General features: G+C 48.9%; 13 protein-coding genes and 1 pseudogene. 4 read left to right on the forward strand and 10 right to left on the reverse strand.

What is annotated here, in order from left to right:
* Positions 1-278 precede the first annotated feature (278 nt).
* Positions 279-926, reverse strand: a complete 648-nt coding sequence (locus tag RQN30_RS10950; protein WP_353060507.1) for a YigZ family protein — start codon at positions 924-926, stop codon at positions 279-281.
* A 417-nt stretch (positions 927-1,343) separates the two neighbouring features.
* Between RQN30_RS10950 and RQN30_RS10955 the strand changes: the two genes are divergently transcribed.
* Both RQN30_RS10955 and rpmF read left to right on the forward strand, forming a co-directional pair.
* Positions 1,344-1,652 carry a hypothetical protein gene (locus RQN30_RS10955; RefSeq protein ID WP_353060508.1) on the forward strand — a complete coding sequence of 103 codons (309 nt, stop codon included), beginning with the start codon at positions 1,344-1,346 and terminating at the stop codon, positions 1,650-1,652.
* A gap of 426 nt (positions 1,653-2,078) precedes the next feature.
* The gene (gene rpmF / locus RQN30_RS10960) at positions 2,079-2,240 is read left to right on the forward strand and encodes a 50S ribosomal protein L32 (protein WP_353060509.1); all 162 of its coding nucleotides are present in this window, start codon (positions 2,079-2,081) and stop codon (positions 2,238-2,240) included.
* 698 nt (positions 2,241-2,938) lie between these two features.
* On the opposite strand, the gene RQN30_RS10965 is transcribed toward rpmF, so the two are convergent.
* The 4 genes from RQN30_RS10965 to RQN30_RS10980 all read right to left on the reverse strand — a co-directional run bounded on the left by RQN30_RS10965 (position 2,939) and on the right by RQN30_RS10980 (position 6,531).
* Positions 2,939-4,582, reverse strand: a complete 1,644-nt coding sequence (locus RQN30_RS10965; protein ID WP_353060510.1) for an amino acid ABC transporter ATP-binding/permease protein — start codon at positions 4,580-4,582, stop codon at positions 2,939-2,941.
* A gap of 112 nt (positions 4,583-4,694) precedes the next feature.
* Positions 4,695-5,318: an ATP-binding cassette domain-containing protein gene (locus RQN30_RS10970; protein ID WP_353061846.1), complete on the reverse strand. Its 624-nt coding sequence runs from the start codon at positions 5,316-5,318 to the stop codon at positions 4,695-4,697.
* Entirely contained in the window at positions 5,252-5,446 is a 195-nt protein-coding gene (locus tag RQN30_RS10975) for a hypothetical protein (RefSeq protein ID WP_353060511.1), read from the reverse strand. The genes RQN30_RS10970 and RQN30_RS10975 overlap by 67 nt, the downstream gene beginning before the upstream one ends.
* Positions 5,434-6,531, reverse strand: a complete 1,098-nt coding sequence (locus tag RQN30_RS10980) for an ABC transporter transmembrane domain-containing protein (protein WP_353060512.1) — start codon at positions 6,529-6,531, stop codon at positions 5,434-5,436. Before RQN30_RS10980 ends, RQN30_RS10975 begins: the two co-directional genes overlap by 13 nt.
* A gap of 270 nt (positions 6,532-6,801) precedes the next feature.
* Between RQN30_RS10980 and putP the strand changes: the two are divergent.
* Positions 6,802-8,372, forward strand: a pseudogene (putP, locus tag RQN30_RS10985) (sodium/proline symporter PutP).
* Positions 8,373-8,758: 386 nt separating this feature from the next.
* Positions 8,759-12,238, forward strand: a complete 3,480-nt coding sequence (locus tag RQN30_RS10990; protein ID WP_353060513.1) for a proline dehydrogenase family protein — start codon at positions 8,759-8,761, stop codon at positions 12,236-12,238.
* Positions 12,239-12,315: 77 nt separating this feature from the next.
* Here RQN30_RS10990 and RQN30_RS10995 read toward each other — a convergent pair whose 3' ends face one another.
* The 5 genes from RQN30_RS10995 to RQN30_RS11015 form a co-directional block, all read right to left on the reverse strand.
* Entirely contained in the window at positions 12,316-13,329 is a 1,014-nt protein-coding gene (locus RQN30_RS10995; protein ID WP_353060514.1) for an aspartate-semialdehyde dehydrogenase, read from the reverse strand.
* A 145-nt stretch (positions 13,330-13,474) separates the two neighbouring features.
* Positions 13,475-13,666, reverse strand: coding sequence for an ACT domain-containing protein (locus RQN30_RS11000; RefSeq protein WP_491608674.1), 192 nt, complete (start codon positions 13,664-13,666; stop codon positions 13,475-13,477).
* A gap of 23 nt (positions 13,667-13,689) precedes the next feature.
* Entirely contained in the window at positions 13,690-14,784 is a 1,095-nt protein-coding gene (locus RQN30_RS11005; RefSeq protein ID WP_353060516.1) for an aspartate kinase, read from the reverse strand.
* 121 nt (positions 14,785-14,905) lie between these two features.
* Positions 14,906-15,793 (reverse strand): homoserine dehydrogenase, encoded by an 888-nt coding sequence (locus tag RQN30_RS11010; RefSeq protein WP_353060517.1) that lies wholly within the window; start codon positions 15,791-15,793, stop codon positions 14,906-14,908.
* A gap of 29 nt (positions 15,794-15,822) precedes the next feature.
* The gene (locus tag RQN30_RS11015; RefSeq protein WP_353060518.1) at positions 15,823-16,041 is read right to left on the reverse strand and encodes a hypothetical protein; all 219 of its coding nucleotides are present in this window, start codon (positions 16,039-16,041) and stop codon (positions 15,823-15,825) included.
* Positions 16,042-16,155: the final 114 nt, after the last annotated feature.

Below are 16,155 nucleotides of genomic sequence, written 5' to 3' on the forward strand. Positions count from 1 at the left end.
TGGGGATTCGGGAAGAATCTGCATTTTCGCCTCCAAACCTCTGTGATAATTTCGTCGTGAATAAGTGTGCTAAAAGATGTTGAGTGTGAACAAGCCGAATCTGCATTATTGAGGATAATCCGTGCTTATTATTGAATCCAACTATTTTCATCCCTGCTAGTGCAGAATCTTTGTTCGTTCTCAACGCTCCGATAATCGCATGATGCAGTGTTTTGCCGCAAGTTGAATTATCAAGTTTCGCTGAGTGTGAAGTTGAATCCGGTATTTTTGAAAGGTCTTTACGCAAGTTTTTGTGCCGGAATCTCGCGGATTACAAGCCCGTCTTCAATGGCGCTGCATTGTCCGGATGTGATTTGTGCCAGTGCAGCAGAAAATGCGTTTTTATCGTTAATCGCGAGTTGGAAAACTACTTTGGTTGTTTCATAGCTTACGTTGAGGAGGTCGTATCCGCGCCCGCGCAGTTCAGCTTCCAGCCTGCCGGCAATATCGTGGCGTGCAGTCACGTAGATTCGTGTTAATTCCAATGGTGTGAAAGTTTGCGTGCCAAGCAGACACTCGCGCACTGAGCTTGAATATGCGCGCACTAACCCGCCGGTGCCGAGCAGCGTGCCGCCAAAATATCTCACAACGACGGCTGCGGCATTTGTGAGTTCGAATCCGGAGAGCACATCAAGTATTGGTTTTCCGGCAGTGCCGGCAGGTTCGCCGTCGTCAGATGAATGTTGGAGCGGTTGAGCGCCGGGCATGGTGATGATGTATGCGCTGCAGTGGTGGCGTGCGTCGGGAAATTCTGCACGTACTTCGTTAATAAAGGCGCGAGCTGTTTCTTGGGAATCGGTACGGCGAATCAGTGTAATAAACTGTGAACGTTTTATTTCAATCGTGTTTCGCAGTTCAGTGCCGGGGGCTAGCAGGAGAGTGGGCATAGGGAAATTCTAGCGCTGATATCGAAGTTATCCGGCATGCAGGAGTTTATGTAACACAGGTTGTTAAATCGGTCATAAAATATGTGTTAAATCAATCATGAAATATTGAATTAGTTAGACCGGTCACGTCAGCCTACTTTTACTGAAACAAAGGAGTTTCGAGAATTTCTCCAAAAAGTTTCATAGCTGTGTCTGCAGCTGCGCGGGGCTTTCTTTTGCAGCTGTATTAGGGAGTGCGTCAATGAAATCAATTATGAAATCCGTGTTTGCAAAATATGCGGTGATATATGCTTTCGTATTTATGGTATGGCTGTACGGCAAGGATCATAATGGGATTAGTTCTAATTCTGTCTATGTGCTTGTTTTCTTAATCCTTGGGATTTGTGCTTGTCTTGCGGCATCGAAGAAAGTAAGTTTTTGGAGAAAATCGATACTTTCGGTGCAAAAGTGTCGATTCAGATTCTGACTATAGTTTTCACGATATTGTGGATGTTCTGCTTTTACCGCTGTACAGAGCTGCTTGGTGCTTATGATATAGCAAAATATCCGTGGGTATATCGCTGGCAAACACTTCCTGGGCTTTTGTATTTAATGGTCGGGGTTACTTCTGCAGCTTTATACGGATACTTTATTCCGCAATCGTGGAAAAGTGTCTTTTCGAAAATTTTTTCAAATAAAGAAGCTGAAGAAAGTGCAGGTAGGAAAGAGTATGCACGTAAGATTTAAGCTGTCTTTTTCAGTTTTCTGGTTTTCTGGTTTTCTAGTTTTCAGCCGGTTGTTTTCTGTAAAACCGTGTAAAAACTTGTAAAGCCTTGTAACTTGCAAGCCGTGTAAAAGGATATTGCGCGCAATGAACAAAATCTTTACCCGATGCGAAATCTGCAGAATCCGGAGGGATATGGGCAGAATTGGCTGTGCAATCCGGAGCAGAGTAAAGCTGTGACTTTGAAAGAACGTGTTATTTTGGTGGTGCTGCGCACAATGTATTGCCGGAGAATAGCCGAAGTCATAGCTAATACGCTAGAATATTCACTTGTGTGTTCTGTTTGCTGATTTCGTGTCGGCTGATTCGAAATCACACGGAATGAAAATCAAGTACTTGAAACTTGGAAATTCGGGCACGGATTTCCGCTAATTGAAAGGAGCGGTGGAATGGCAGTTCCAAAGCGCAAGATGTCACGCAGCAACACCCGCTCTCGTCGCTCCCAGTGGAAGGCTGAGCTTACTGAGCTACAGACTGTTCGCATTGGCGGCCGCGAGTTGCGTCTCCCACGTCGCCTGGCAAAAGCTGCACAGAAAGGCTTGATTGACTAATCAGGCTCTGCGGCTGAAACCGTGAAAACTAAATTCGTTTAGAAGAACCCTGGATTTTTTCAGGGTTCTTCTGCTTTCGATGCAGTTTTAATCCAACTTGTAAATGCTGAACAAAACGGCTGCTTATTTTGGTGTGCTGCGGTTAGTTTGCGGGACCCATCCTGCATTTGGGTTCTGCACATTTTGTTTGGGTTAACGCGATGAAGCCGGTGTTTGTTCGGGCGGAAAGCGGTGTTTTTGTATAGCTCAAGCTTGACCGCTGTGCAAAAACACCGCTTGGAACCAGCCAAACTGGATCGAACTAAATTGGGACTGGCTAAAAACACCGCTTGGAACCAGCCAAACTGGATCGAACTAAATTGGAACCGGCTAAATCGGACTCAACTAAAAGGTGCTGCATACTCTGGTTTGCTTCGGGGTGCTGCGTACTTGTAGTTGGCTTTTGGGGAGGTGCTGCAAGTGCGTCAAGTTTGGGATACTGTATTGCAACAGAAATGCCGTCGGTAAAAATTTCCGCAGAAATGCCGACGGCAAAGACTTTCGTCTCGCCGTCGGCACTTCATTTTTTGGGATTGCGATACTGGCTTAACTTAGCTTTAGTGTATCTGTTTCACGAGCCATCAGACGGGCGAGCGAAGCTGAAGTGCGCACTTGTTCAAGGGTGCCGCATGCCTGAATTTTTCCATTGTCAAGCACAATCACCTGATCGGCTTGTGTAAGGCTTGCGGGGAATGCGTTGATTCCACAATAGTGAGTTCCGGCAGCTCGCGGCGAAGATTTTCACGTACTCTATTAGCCGTCTCATTATCAAGATGTGATGTGTATTCGTCAAGCAAAAGTACGTCTGGGCGGAGCAAAATTGCACGTGCTAATGCGAGACGTTGGCGCTGACCGCCGGAAAGTAAATTTCCGCTTTCGCCAACTTCTAAGGAAAGCCCGCCTCGCGGTTCAATTTCTTCGCGCAATTCCACAAGCTCAAGTGCGTGAAGTAATTCTGCTTCGCTTGCATCAGGAACTGCAAGGCGAAGATTGCCTTCGATGCTCGTGTTAAACAGGGTAGCTGTTTGTTCAACAAGCAATACGCGGCGGCGAAGGCGGTCTAACTGCAAATCTTTTGCGGATGTGCCGTTAAATAATACGGAACCGTCGCTCGGATCAAAATGACGTGCAATCAGCTTCAGGATTGTGGATTTACCGCAGCCGGAGAGCCCGATCAAACAAGTATGACTTCCTGCAGGTACTGTAAATGACACGTCCTGTACTGCTGGGGCTGCACCCGTTCCTTTATTCGGATAGCGGTAATTTACTGAATCGAATTCGACGTTCAGCGCACCATCGGATAGCTCGTAAGGATTTTCTGGAGAAGTGACTGCAGCCGCCGTGTGCGCAACATCGTAGACGCGCTCTGCAGCGGCGAGTGAGTTGTCTAAATCGGCAGCGAAGTCGCGGACACCGGAAGTTACACTAAAGAGTCCCCAAACGAGAATCGTGAAAATGGATAAGTTAATCGGCGGTACTCCCAGTGCGCTGCCGGCACCGGCGACGGCAAGCACGGTTCCCAGTGACGTAATGACTGTCAGTCCGTTCCGAATTGCGGTCCAAATCCTGCGCGGCCGCTGCTCGATCCCCAGAAGTGCATCGAGTTGACGCATCTGCTCCAGGCGTTCATGTGTTCTGCCGTATCCGGTAACCTCAGCCATACCTTGGATTGAATCCGTGACGTGCTGTGCAAGGTTTGCGCGGGCAATGCTTGCAGTTGCGGCGCTTTCAAAAGATTGCTTTATCCCAAGCGCAGGTACGGCGAAGATGCTTAACGCAAGTCCGCAAACCGCAATTAGCGATGGCGCCCAGCCGACGAACGGGCCGGCTGCAAGCAGCGAAATTAGCGGAATTGTGACTGCGGTGACGGCAGGTGCAAAAGTGTGTGCGAAGAAAACTTCGATTCGATCAATATCTTTTGTTGCGCGCAGCAGTAAATCTCCGGACTTACGTGAGTTTTCGGTAGCAATTGGAATCATGGCGCGGTAAAACTCGACACGCAGAATCTCAAGTGCTTTGAAAGCGACGAGGTGTCCTAAGAAATGCTCGAAGTAGTTAAAGATTGCTTTGAGCAGTGTGAGGATAACGAGAATTGTAATCCCGATCCAAAGCGGCCAGGGGAAACGGCCGGCTGCGGTTTCCGGGAGCATTAATGAAGCAACCATCCATATCCCGAGCGTGAGAATCGTCAGATGCGCGAAAAAGTATAGGTGGCGGAAGATTGTGGAGAGCGCGAGCGGCCGCAAAACGGATTTAGTGACGCGGATGAGCCATTTACTGATTCGGGAAATACGCTGAATCATTATTTTTCCTCCATTTCGCTGCGTACTGATTTTTCGCTGCAGTAATTTTGTGTCGCGGTATCGGCATTTGCGTGCTGTTTAATATGGTGTGCGCTGATAGTTCCGTCGGAAATCAAATATTGTGCGCCAAGGGAAGCGAGCGCCAGGCGGTGTGTTGCAAGGATGAGAGTTTTTCGGATGCGAGTTCTGCCAAGACTTTTTCAATTACTGCTTCAGATTCGAGATCTACCTGTGATGTTGGTTCGTCAAAAATCATCAGTTCGCGTTCTGAGAGGATTGCCCGTGCAATTGAGATTCGCTGTGCTTGCCCGCCTGAGACACTTGATCCGCGTTCTCCAAGGTCGGTGTCAATCCCTTGCGGAAGTGAGCGGACCCAATCGCCGAGCGCTACCCGTTCAAGTGCTGCATGCATTTGTTCCGGGGAAGCGTTTGGATTTGCGATACGCAGATTTTCGGCAAGTGTGCCCGCAAAGAGCCAGGTTTGCTGGTGTACGGCGGCGCTTTTGGCGCGGATGCCGTCTTGAGTTGTCGGTGAAAGCTCATTCTGGGCGACTTTAATATTTCCGCTGTCCGGCACTAAATCTCCGCTGATTAACGAGAGGAGTGTGGACTTTCCGCCGCCGGAAGTGCCGAGCAGGACGACGGTTTCGCCAGTGGGTACTGTGAGGTTTATGTCTTTAAGTACTTGTGTTTTTGGTTCGTATCCGAAGCTGGCGTTTTTACTTGTACGAAAGATCTGCCAGTTTCTGCTGCGGGCAGTGCAGAGTTAGTTGCTGCTGCGGAATCGGCGGTAGCGGAATCAGCGGTATTGGCGGATGCCTGCCAATTCGTTTCGCGATTTAAGAACCGGTTCATTGCACGCATTCCAGCTCGTCCCCGAGACCGATATAGAAGAAACCGCCGACCTCATTAATCGGCGTGGTGAGGAGCGGGGTGATTAGTGTGAGCGCGATTGCGCCGCCAATGGAGATGGCGCCGGATTCAAGTCGGGTGTAGGCAAGGATGATTGCTACTGTCACTAAAAATAGTGAGAATACTGATTCCATCACGAATAGGAGCAGCTGATTTCGGGCAAGCAGCCGCATTGTTGCTACACGGTTTTCTTCACCGGTATTTGCAAGGCGGTCGCCGGTTCGTTTTGCGGCCCCAATACCGACAAGTGTGGGCAGTGCCTGAATCGCTTCCAGAAATTGACCGGCAAGCTTTGCGCGCATTTCGCGGGAAGCGTTCGAATCTTTACGGAAAAGCCGCTGGAAAGATCCGATTGCCAGCGGGACAAGCGGAATGCAGATAAGCAGGATTAATGCACTAAACCAGTCGATAAAATAGGCGATACCGGCGAGTGCTAAGAATGGGGTGAGTACTGCTCCGAAAAGTTGCCCGATATATCCTTGACGGTATTCGGTTACGCGTTCGACGGAGTCTGTCATTACAGATACCAGCCGTCCGGTCTCGGTTCCGGTGAATCGTGCCGGCCCGAGCTTGAAAGCGTGTTTCACTAATCCTTGCCGGAGTCTTACGGATTCACGTTGGATGCTTGTGCGCTGTGCGAGTCCTAAGAGGAAATGGGCTAATGCGGCAGCGGAAATCCAGGTGATCCCGGCAATTATCCATGTGGGCAGTAATGCTTCTTGGGATTTTGTGAAAAATAGTAAGCCGAGGATTTCTCCGATGGTGTATAGCGAAATGGTGCTGGCGGCCGCTTGAATCGAAATTAGCAGTACTTGCAGCCAAATGGCAGAATTTCCGGGCTTGAAAAAGTGTGCTTTTGGTCCGGTGATTTTTTTGCATTTTTTTGTTTTTGCTGGTGTTTTTCTGACTTCAAACTCTGATTTGTTTTTGTTTGTGCTTTCGCCAATGTAGTTCTTTCTGAGCCGAATATGTTTTATCGGGGATAATCCCGATTCAGGTTTGTTTGTTAGGTGAACCTTATTGTTACGAGTTTTCATTATATTCACTCTCGTTATTTCCGGCGATAGGTGAATATCACATGTGTTATTTTGATTAGTGGATTTGGCGGAACTGCTGCAGGTAAAACTCTTTGGATCTTGGAATAATCAACAAATTCCGCAAGAAATATCTCAATATTGAGATATTTTCGCAAAACGCTTGTGTGACTCAAGTGACATAGTTTATTGTGTAAAAACGAGACCATAAAAACGAAACCGACAAAACCGATAAAGATGAATGAACGAAAGTGAAAGCGAAGGAGAAACATAATGAGCCAGGTTACAGGGCAGGCAATTGCGATGATCATCTACTTTGTTGCAATGATCATTATTGGCCTTTGGGCATACACGCGCACAAAAATCTCGACGACTATATGCTCGGCGGGCGTGATTTAGGACCGGCAGTTGCTGCACTGTCAGCCGGAGCTTCCGACATGTCCGGATGGCTGCTGATGGGACTGCCCGGCGCGCTCTACCTCAGCGGTATTGTCGAAGCCTGGATTGCGGTCGGATTAACTGTCGGTTCCTGGATTTCGTGGAAAGTGGTTGCACCGCGCCTGCGTTCATATACGCAGGTAGCAGGGAACTCGATTACAGTGCCGTCTTTCTTAGGAAATCGTCTGCGTGATCATACACGCTCAGTACGTGTGGTTGCCGGGATTATTATTTTCATCTTTTTCACTTTCTATGTTTCTTCCGGTATGGTCGCCGGCGGAACTTTCTTCGAATCAGCATTTGGAATGGACTACCACCTGGGAATGGTGATTGTGGCAGCCGTCGTAGTGCTCTACACTCTGGTTGGCGGCTTTCTCGCTGTGTCATGGACAGACATGGTTCAGGGGCTGATGATGCTCGTCGCACTCCTGGCCGTCCCGATTGCCGGAGTTATTGCACTCGGAGGTTTCGGGGCGGTAGCAGAAGGAGTTACGGCTGCAAATCCGCATTTTCTTTCGCCTTTTGGCGGTGCGACGGCAATCGGTGTAATTTCCTCGCTTTCCTGGGGATTAGGATACTTTGGGCAGCCGCATATCATTGTGCGGTATATGGCGCTGCGCTCCCCGGCAGAAGCGAAACAGGCGCGCCGAATCGGGATTGGCTGGATGGCGCTTTCCGTAATCGGTGCAGGCGGAACGGCAATCGTCGGAATCGCCCTGAACAATGCCGGAATTATTAATATTGGTGAAGGGCAGCAAGAATCTGTATTCATTATTACTGGTCAGCAGCTTTTTCCAGCGCTTGTTGCCGGTTTCATGCTTGCAGCGATTCTTGCGGCAATTATGTCGACAATTTCCTCACAGCTGCTTGTTACATCGTCAGCCGTGGTTGAAGATATTATTAACGCAAAAGGTAATCGGCGGCGAGATGCTGCAAACGCAGTATTAATCGGGCGAATCACAGTACTTCTGGTCTCAGTGCTTGCGGCGGTATTTGCCTGGTATAAAACAGATTCGATTTTAAACCTTGTTGCTTTTGCCTGGGCCGGTTTCGGTGCGGCATTCGGACCAATCGTACTGCTTGCACTGTACTATCGGAAACTCACCTGGCAAGGTGCGCTCTCGGGAATGATTACCGGTGCGGCAGTGGTTGGCTTATGGGGTACTTACAAGTGGTTTGGTCTTTATGAAATCCTTCCCGGATTCCTGCTCGGCTTAATTGCTGCGTACCTAGTCTCGCGAGCAACATTCCAAGAAAACAAAGATATTTCTGCAGAATTTGATACTGCGGTACGGTTATCGAATGCAGACTCAAACGTAATCGACCGTGAATTTTCCGGAGCTCACAAACTTACTTCTCCAGCACTTGATTTGACGGGAAATATTAGCCGCGAGAATCTGGACTGACCGCGTATTCATCGCAGGATGCTTTATGCCGATTACAGATTTGAGTTTTAAAAAGAGTTTTAAAAAAGAGTTTTAAAAAAGAGTTTTAAAAAGCAGGAAAAGCAGCAGTTTGCTGCACGTTGTAATTAAATAAAATTCGAACATTTCGTCGATTGTTTGAATAATTCATAGGTAGAATATTTATGCAGATTTCGAATAGGCTCTCCAGTAATTACATTTTCCAGTAATTTGGAAAATTCGAAATTTGCATAGTTCTGCTCTGCAATCTAAATCAGGAAAAATCTGAATCAAGAAGAGCGAAACAGCGCAGTCAGATATGATGAAATACAATCAAAGACGAGAATACTTTCAGGAATTAGTTCGAATTTAACAAAGGATGAATCTTAATGAGTCAAAAACCGGAAAAATTTGATGCCATTATAAAGCGGGCAGTGAAGCGCGCGAAGTACTGGCTCGAAGAATCAAAACAGTATCCGAACGATCGGGCCGCACAGCTGCTTGCAAAGACGCTAAAGGATCCAAGCGGTCTTGATTTTACAGTCGAATTTGTCGACGGCGTTATTCGGCCCGAAGACAAATCTGTGAGCGCAGACAAGATTGCGAAATTGGCAGACCAGAAACCCGCATTCCTGCCGGCCTACCTGCGTAATCCGCTGAAATTTGGCGGTAAAATTGCGCCGATGCTCCCGAATACAGTCGTGCCGGCGGCAGAAAAAGTGTTCCAGCAGCTCGTCGGAGACCTTGTGCTCGACGCGAAAGGGAAAGGACTGACGAAGTCAATTGCACGGCTCAAAGCACAGGGAGCCCGCCTGAATATGAACCTGCTCGGGGAAGCTGTGCTCGGAGACAAAGAAGCCGAAAAACGCATGGCAGACACAATCAAGCTGCTTGAAAGAGACGATGTTGATTATGTCTCGATGAAAGTTTCAGCAGTGATTGGCCCGCACAACCCGTGGGCATATGAAGAAGCAGTGAATAATGCCGTCGAAGCGCTCCTCCCGCTCTACTCCCGTGCAAATTCGTATTCTCCGAAGAAGTTCATCAACCTGGATATGGAAGAATACCATGACCTGCATATGACGATTGACGTGTTTAAACGGATTCTGGAACGCCCAGAGTTTCAGAAGCTTCGTGCAGGGATTGTGCTCCAGGCATATTTGCCCGACGCACTTCCAGCGATGGAAAATTTGCAAAAATGGGCAGCAGCGCGAGTATCCGCCGGCGGTGCGCCGATTAAAGTACGCGTAGTTAAGGGAGCAAACCTTTCAATGGAACGGGTACAGGCGGCAACTCACGGTTGGGAGCTAGTCACAGAGCCGTCGAAAGAACATACGGACGCAAACTATATCCGCGTGCTTGAATACGCACTCCGCCCGGAACATATCCAGAACGTAAATATTGGTATTGCCGGAATGAATCTGTTTACTGCCGGATATGCTTTCGAATTAGCGGAAGAACGCGGCTTACTGAACGGTTCAAACCAAGTCGAGTTTGAAATGCTTGCGGGGATGGCTGCGCCGCAGGCACAGGCAATTCAAAAAGATACCGGCCATTTGCTTTTCTATGTTCCGATTGTGAATCCGGAAGAATACGATGTGGCAATTGCTTATCTGGTGCGCCGTCTTGAGGAAAATGCGCTTCCGGCGAACTTCATGTCGTCAATTTTTGATATTGCTGACAGTCAAACTCTGCTGCAGCGGGAAGAAGACCGCTTCCTTGCTGCCTGCTCGCACGCATTCACCGATCCAACTGGGCCGAACCGGAAGCAGAACCGGCAAACTGAAACCGAAGATGAAATCCGCTCCTTTGTAACAAATAAATATGGCGATTGGGAGTTTAACAACACTCCGGATTCTGATCCGTCGCTGCCGGAAAATCTTGAATGGGCGCGCAAAATTGCCGGAAGAATGAAAGATTCACAGCTTGGAATGGCGGAGATTACTGCAGCGCATGTCGGTTCGAAAGAACAGCTTGCGCAGATTATCGACGGCGCAGCCGAAGCAGCGAAAGAATGGGCAGCCCGTCCGGCTGCTGAGCGGGCTGAGATTATCCATCAAGTTGGTATTGAGCTGGCAAAACATCGCGGAGAATTAATCGAAGTTGCTGGTTCTGAAGCTGGAAAAGCGATTGATCAAGGCGATGTGGAAGTATCGGAAGCTTGCGATTTTGCACATTATTATGCAGAGCAGGCGAAAGAGCTGGAAAAGCTCGAAGGGGCCGTCTATCGGCCGTCGCGCGTAATCGCAGTTACTCCGCCATGGAACTTCCCAATGGCAATTCCGGCTGGCGGTGTGCTTGCCGCACTTGCTTCGGGCGCATCAGTAATCTTCAAACCAGCTTCCATCGCCGCACGCACCGGTGCATATTTAGCGAAGTTAATGTGGGATGCCGGGGTGCCGCGCGAAGTACTGCGGCTCGTGGCGCTTGATGAACGTTCTCTCGGTGAAGAACTAATCCGTAATCCGCAAGTTGATCGCGTGATTCTTACCGGATCAATTGATACGGCAAAACTCTTTAAGGGGTGGCGGCCGGAACTTGGCGTACTTGCAGAAACATCCGGTAAAGATTCGATTATCGTTACGCCGCACGCTGATCTTGATTTAGCTGCAAAGGATGTCATAAATTCTGCATTTGGGCACGCTGGTCAGAAGTGTTCGGCATGTTCGACAGTGATTCTCGTGGGATCCGTCGCGAAATCAAAGCGTTTCCGGAACCAGCTGCTCGATGGGGTGAAATCGCTGCATGTCGGATACCCGTGGGATCTCGAAACTCAAATGGGGCCGCTTGTAGAACCGGCGAAAGGGAAGCTGCTGCGCGGGCTAACCACGCTCGGCGAAGGAGAAATCTGGGCGCTCAAACCGCGCCAGCTTGATGCATCCGGAAAACTTTGGAGTCCGGGCGTGCGTGCCGGCGTGAAACCAGGCAGCGAATATCACCTCACTGAATACTTTGGTCCGATTCTTGGCGTGATGACGGCTGAGACGCTCGAAGAAGCAGTAGAGCTGCAAAATGCGACCGAGTTCGGACTGACAGCAGGTATTCATTCGCTTGACGCCGATGAGATAAATTATTGGCTTGAAAATGCTGCAGCCGGTAATGCTTATATTAACCGTGGAATTACGGGGGCAATCGTGCGCCGTCAGCCATTTGGCGGCTGGAAGCGTTCGGCAGTAGGCGCCGGCACGAAAGCCGGAGGGCCGTCGTATCTATATGGTCTTGGAACTTTCGAACGTGACGAAAATATTACGACCCTGCCGATTCCGCTTACTTCCCGCAAACTGGCGCAGGCAGGAAAGCTTGCCGGAAAACTTGTGAATGGAAAATTCTTAACTGATTTCCTTTCCTCAGCGCAGCATGCAATCGACACCGAGTTTTCAATCGGGCATGATCCGTCGCAGCTTGGTGTTGAACGGAATGTGCTGCGCTACAAGCCGGTTCCAGTGCTGGTCCGCCTTGCCGACGGAGAAGAAGCATGGCAGCTGGCTGCGCTTGTTTCTGCTGCGCTTGAGCTTGGATCGCAAGTAAAAGTATCGGCCCGGGCAAATCTTGAAGATGAAGTGCTTTCATATCTTCGAGATAGCGGTGTAAGCGTAACTCTTGAAACAGATGCTGGTTTTAATGATTCTGTAGCCGGATGGGCGCGCAGTGCCGGATATGATGGGCGGATTCGGCTTATCGGCGGCGATTATCCGGCGCTTGCAGCTGCGATTCCAAACGATTACGTGGCTGATATTGCAATCTGGCACGGTGCAGTAACGCTGAATGCACGTGTAGATTTGATCCCATTTGTACGTGAGCAGGCGGTATCTTTCACAAATCACCGTTTCGGTAATCCAACTCCGCTTGGAAATCTTGTGGAAATCTAAGTTGAGTTTCGGATGAAATAAAATTACGGCGGCTAACTCGCAGGAATGAGTTAGCCGCCGTAATTATTTCTGGTTATTTAATCTGCAGTCTGCTTAACCAGCAGTTCGGCAATCTGCACGGCGTTTGTGGCTGCGCCTTTACGCACCTGATCTCCGCAGCACCACAGGCATAGGCCTTTCTCGTTCGTTAAATCGGGACGAATTCTGCCGACATATACCAAATCCTGCCCGGAAGTTTCTAACGGCATTGGATATTCGTGATTCGAAAGATCATCTACAAGCTTGCATCCGGGTGCTGCAGCGATTACTTTACGTGCGGCTTCCACTGTCACTTCTTGATCAAATGTGCAGGTAACAGAAATTGAGTGACTGCGAACCACCGGCACACGCACGCATGTACAGGAAACTTTCAGCTCAGGCAGGTGCATAATCTTCCGGCCTTCATTTTGCATTTTCATTTCTTCTGAAGTGTATCCGGCGAACTGTTCGCCGCCGATTTGCGGAATCAGATTATATGCAATCTGGTGGGTGAACACTTGCGGTTCGTAGCTGCCGCCTTGTTCAAGTGCCGTAATTTCGCCGGCAAGTTCGAGCGGTCCGCCGGCGCCGGCGCCGGATACCGCCTGATAGGTGGAAGCGGTCATTGTTTTGATTGGGGAAAGTGAATTCAGCGCATTCACTGCCGTCACTGTGATAATTGTGGAACAATTCGGATTTGCGATAATCCCCTTATGGTTTGCGGCATCTGCTGCATTCACTTCCGGCACAATTAGCGGGACATCCGGATCGAGCCGGAAAGCCGAGGAGTTATCAACGAATACTGCGCCGGCAGCTGCAATTGCCGGAGCAAAGCGTTTTGCAATATCATTTTCGGCTGCTCCCAGTACGATATCTACATTTTCGAATGCGGACTCGGCAGCTTCTTGAATCGTTACTTCTTCTCCGCGGAAAGGAAGTGTTTTTCCGGCAGAGCGGGAGCTTGCAAGCGGGATAAGTTTGCCGACCGGGAAGCTGCGTTCTTCAAGAATCTGCAGCATTTCCTGGCCGACGGCGCCAGTTGCGCCAAGGATTGCAACTGTGTATTCTTTCATGTTTCCTCATTCTCGGGGAGATTTTCGTTTTGCTGTTTTATCTATGGTTTATGTTTTGAAACGTACCGCAAAACTGGGTAATAGTTTGCTGAACTTGTTATTTTCTGTTGGGAAAGTCAATACGTTACTGCTGAAAATCCGGTTACTAGTTGATAAAGCTCGAATAGAGCAGTGAAATCGCGGATTTGAAATCACGGTTGTCAACGCCGAAGATAATATTCATTTCATCTGGTCCTTGGGTAATCATCCGCACGTTAATCCCGGCTTTGCCCAGCGCAGCAAACAGCTGCCCGGATACGCCTGGCTGCGAAGCCATATTTCTTCCGACGGCTCCCACTATCGCAATACGTTCATAAACATTTAGCGTGTCGGGGAGATAGCTTTGCGAATATCGTTTGTTACGACGTAAAGGTTCTTTGCGATTGCTTCCGATCGGATTGCGAAAGAAACCGAGTCAATGCCGTTGGTTATATATTCGACGGAAATATTGTGCTCTTCGAACACTGAGAGGATTCGGCGGAACACTCCGACTTCACTGCTCATTCCGTGCTTTTCAACTGATACGATTGTGAAATCCTGCTTCCCGGTTATCCCGGTTAAGAAAAGCTGATTCTTTTTGAAATCAAAATCGTTTTGAATCATTGTGCCTGGATGTTCCGGATCATTCGTATTGCGAATATTGATCGGAATATTTTTCTCGCGTACCGGAAAAATTGTGTGCTCATGAAGTACCTGTGCGCCGAAGAAGGAAAGTTGGCGCAGCTCAGCATAAGTAATGAACGGGATTGTACGCGGATTTTCAATGATCCGCGGATCGGCTATTAAAATGCCGGAAACATCAGTCCAGTTTTCATAAACTTCCGCTTCCAGCGCCGCAGCAGCGAGCGCTCCGGTAATATCTGATCCGCCTCGGGAAAAAGCTTTAATCCGTCCGTCGGGCATTGTGCCGTAGAAGCCGGGGATTACTATGCCTGGAAGCTGCAGCTGATCTTTGATTGCTGCATATGTGGATTGCGCATGTATTTTTCCGTCGAACTTGAACCGAACCCATTTTGCAGCGTCAAGGAATGCGTATCCGAGATATGCGGCCATTAGTTTTGCGGAGAAGTATTCACCGCGCGAGACGATTTCGTCTTCGGAAAGATTCTTTGCTTCAAGATCTGCTTTTAATTGTGCAAATTCTGTTTCCAGCGGCAGGTCAATACCCAAATCGTCACGAATTGTGATGAACCTGTCGGTAATCGTCTGGAAAATTTGGGAGCAATCGACTCCGTATTTCACGTGTGCATTGCACAGGTAAAGCAAGTCAGTGACTTTATGGTCGTCCGGGAATCGCTTCCCGGGAGCAGAGACAACTACTACTTGCCGGGAAGGGTCTGCTTCGACAATCTTTTTTATTTTGCGGTATTGCGCTGCGTCAGCCATTGAGCTTCCGCCAAATTTCAGGACTTTCATTTAATTCTTCGTTTCGTTAAATTTGTGTTCCAGAGTCAGACTCGTTTTTCTGTTTTTCATATCGCGGCTGAGCGGATTTCTGCCTGCCGGTTTCGGGAGAATCAGTGTTTTTATTTCACAGTTATTCGCGGATCGCTGCCGCAAACGCGGTTGGATGTGCGGAAATCCATGCATGGACGTGAGATATTGGAAGTGCTGCGGTGAGAATTCCGTCGCCCCATTGCTGAGCAGCCTGTGCTGCAGGGAACTGGGCTAACTCGTTTTGGGTGCCGCGGATGTAGTACCGCATTGCGGTATGATTTTCCGCAAATGTCTGTGTGTGTGGAAATATGCTGGTGTGAAAATCTTTTCCATCCTGTAAATCACATAAATCCTGCAGGACGTTATAAGCGGTTGGGTAGCGGCCTGCGCCTTGTCCGGAAAAACTTTGGATTCCAGTTGCAGCTCCTTCGAACACGGCAAGATTATAGTTTGCGGTGACTGCAGCTTCGGATGCGCTGCTGCGGACGAGGGTCGGCTGGACGTAAGCTTCAATTCTGCCGTCGATATAACCCGCATTGCCGAAAAGCTTGCAAACATATCCGTGTTCTTTGAAAACAGCGATATCTCCGGCTGTAATATTGCGGATTCCGGCAACTGGTACCGATTCGTGATTCAGTGAAATTCCAAAAGCAATATTGGCTGAAATAACCAGTTTTGCGGCAGTGTCTAAGCCGTCGACGTCGGCTGACGGATCAGCTTCTGCATATCCGAGCTCCTGGGCTTTCGCAAGTACCTCAGTGTAAGGAAGACCGCGGCAGGTCATTTGGTCAAGAATATAGTTGCAGGTGCCGTTGAATATGCCGTGAATCTGGCTGATTTGCTGTACGCGGACCGCCCGTTCAAGATTCGCCAGCCAGCCAATCGAACCGCCCACTGCGGCGGAAGCGCGGATTTTGACATGATGTTCTGCCGCAAGTGCGCGGAGGTCATCATACTGGGATGCAAGCAGGGCTTTATTTGCTGTCACTACATTTTTCCCTTTGCGCAGTGCAGCTTTCACATACTCGTCTGCGGGGAGATACCGCCGATTACTTCCACGATTGTATCGATTTCCGGATTAGAGAGGATTTCGTCGATATTGGCGGTAACAATACATCCTGGGATTTTCGTAGTTTGACGGCGAAATACGGCAGCTACTTCCATCCCCGGCTGATTCGCGACTAAATCGTATACGCCTTCACCGACGGTGCCGAAACCGAGTAATCCAATCTTCATCCAGTTTTCTCCTATCTGGTTATCGCGAACTGAGAAATGTTCTGCAAATCTGACGATATATCTGTTCTTGAACAAATATATGGATTCGAGCTTTCAGTGTTTAAACGTGTTCAA

Origin of the sequence: Arcanobacterium hippocoleae, assembly GCF_040360365.1 — a bacterium.
Lineage (GTDB): Bacteria > Actinomycetota > Actinomycetes > Actinomycetales > Actinomycetaceae > Arcanobacterium_A > Arcanobacterium_A hippocoleae_A.

Excerpts from the sequence above, each read along its gene's own strand:
- RQN30_RS10950 (WP_353060507.1), bottom strand. The coding sequence starts at position 926 with ATGCCCACTCTCCTGCTAGCCCCCGGCACTGAACTGCGAAACACGATT.
- rpmF (WP_353060509.1), top strand. The coding sequence starts at position 2,079 with ATGGCAGTTCCAAAGCGCAAGATGTCACGCAGCAACACCCGCTCTCGT.
- RQN30_RS10965 (WP_353060510.1), bottom strand. The coding sequence starts at position 4,582 with ATGATTCAGCGTATTTCCCGAATCAGTAAATGGCTCATCCGCGTCACT.
- RQN30_RS10975 (WP_353060511.1), bottom strand. The coding sequence starts at position 5,446 with ATGCGTGCAATGAACCGGTTCTTAAATCGCGAAACGAATTGGCAGGCA.
- RQN30_RS10980 (WP_353060512.1), bottom strand. The coding sequence starts at position 6,531 with ATGAAAACTCGTAACAATAAGGTTCACCTAACAAACAAACCTGAATCG.
- RQN30_RS10990 (WP_353060513.1), top strand. The coding sequence starts at position 8,759 with ATGAGTCAAAAACCGGAAAAATTTGATGCCATTATAAAGCGGGCAGTG.
- RQN30_RS10995 (WP_353060514.1), bottom strand. The coding sequence starts at position 13,329 with ATGAAAGAATACACAGTTGCAATCCTTGGCGCAACTGGCGCCGTCGGC.
- RQN30_RS11005 (WP_353060516.1), bottom strand. The coding sequence starts at position 14,784 with ATGAAAGTCCTGAAATTTGGCGGAAGCTCAATGGCTGACGCAGCGCAA.
- RQN30_RS11015 (WP_353060518.1), bottom strand. The coding sequence starts at position 16,041 with ATGAAGATTGGATTACTCGGTTTCGGCACCGTCGGTGAAGGCGTATAC.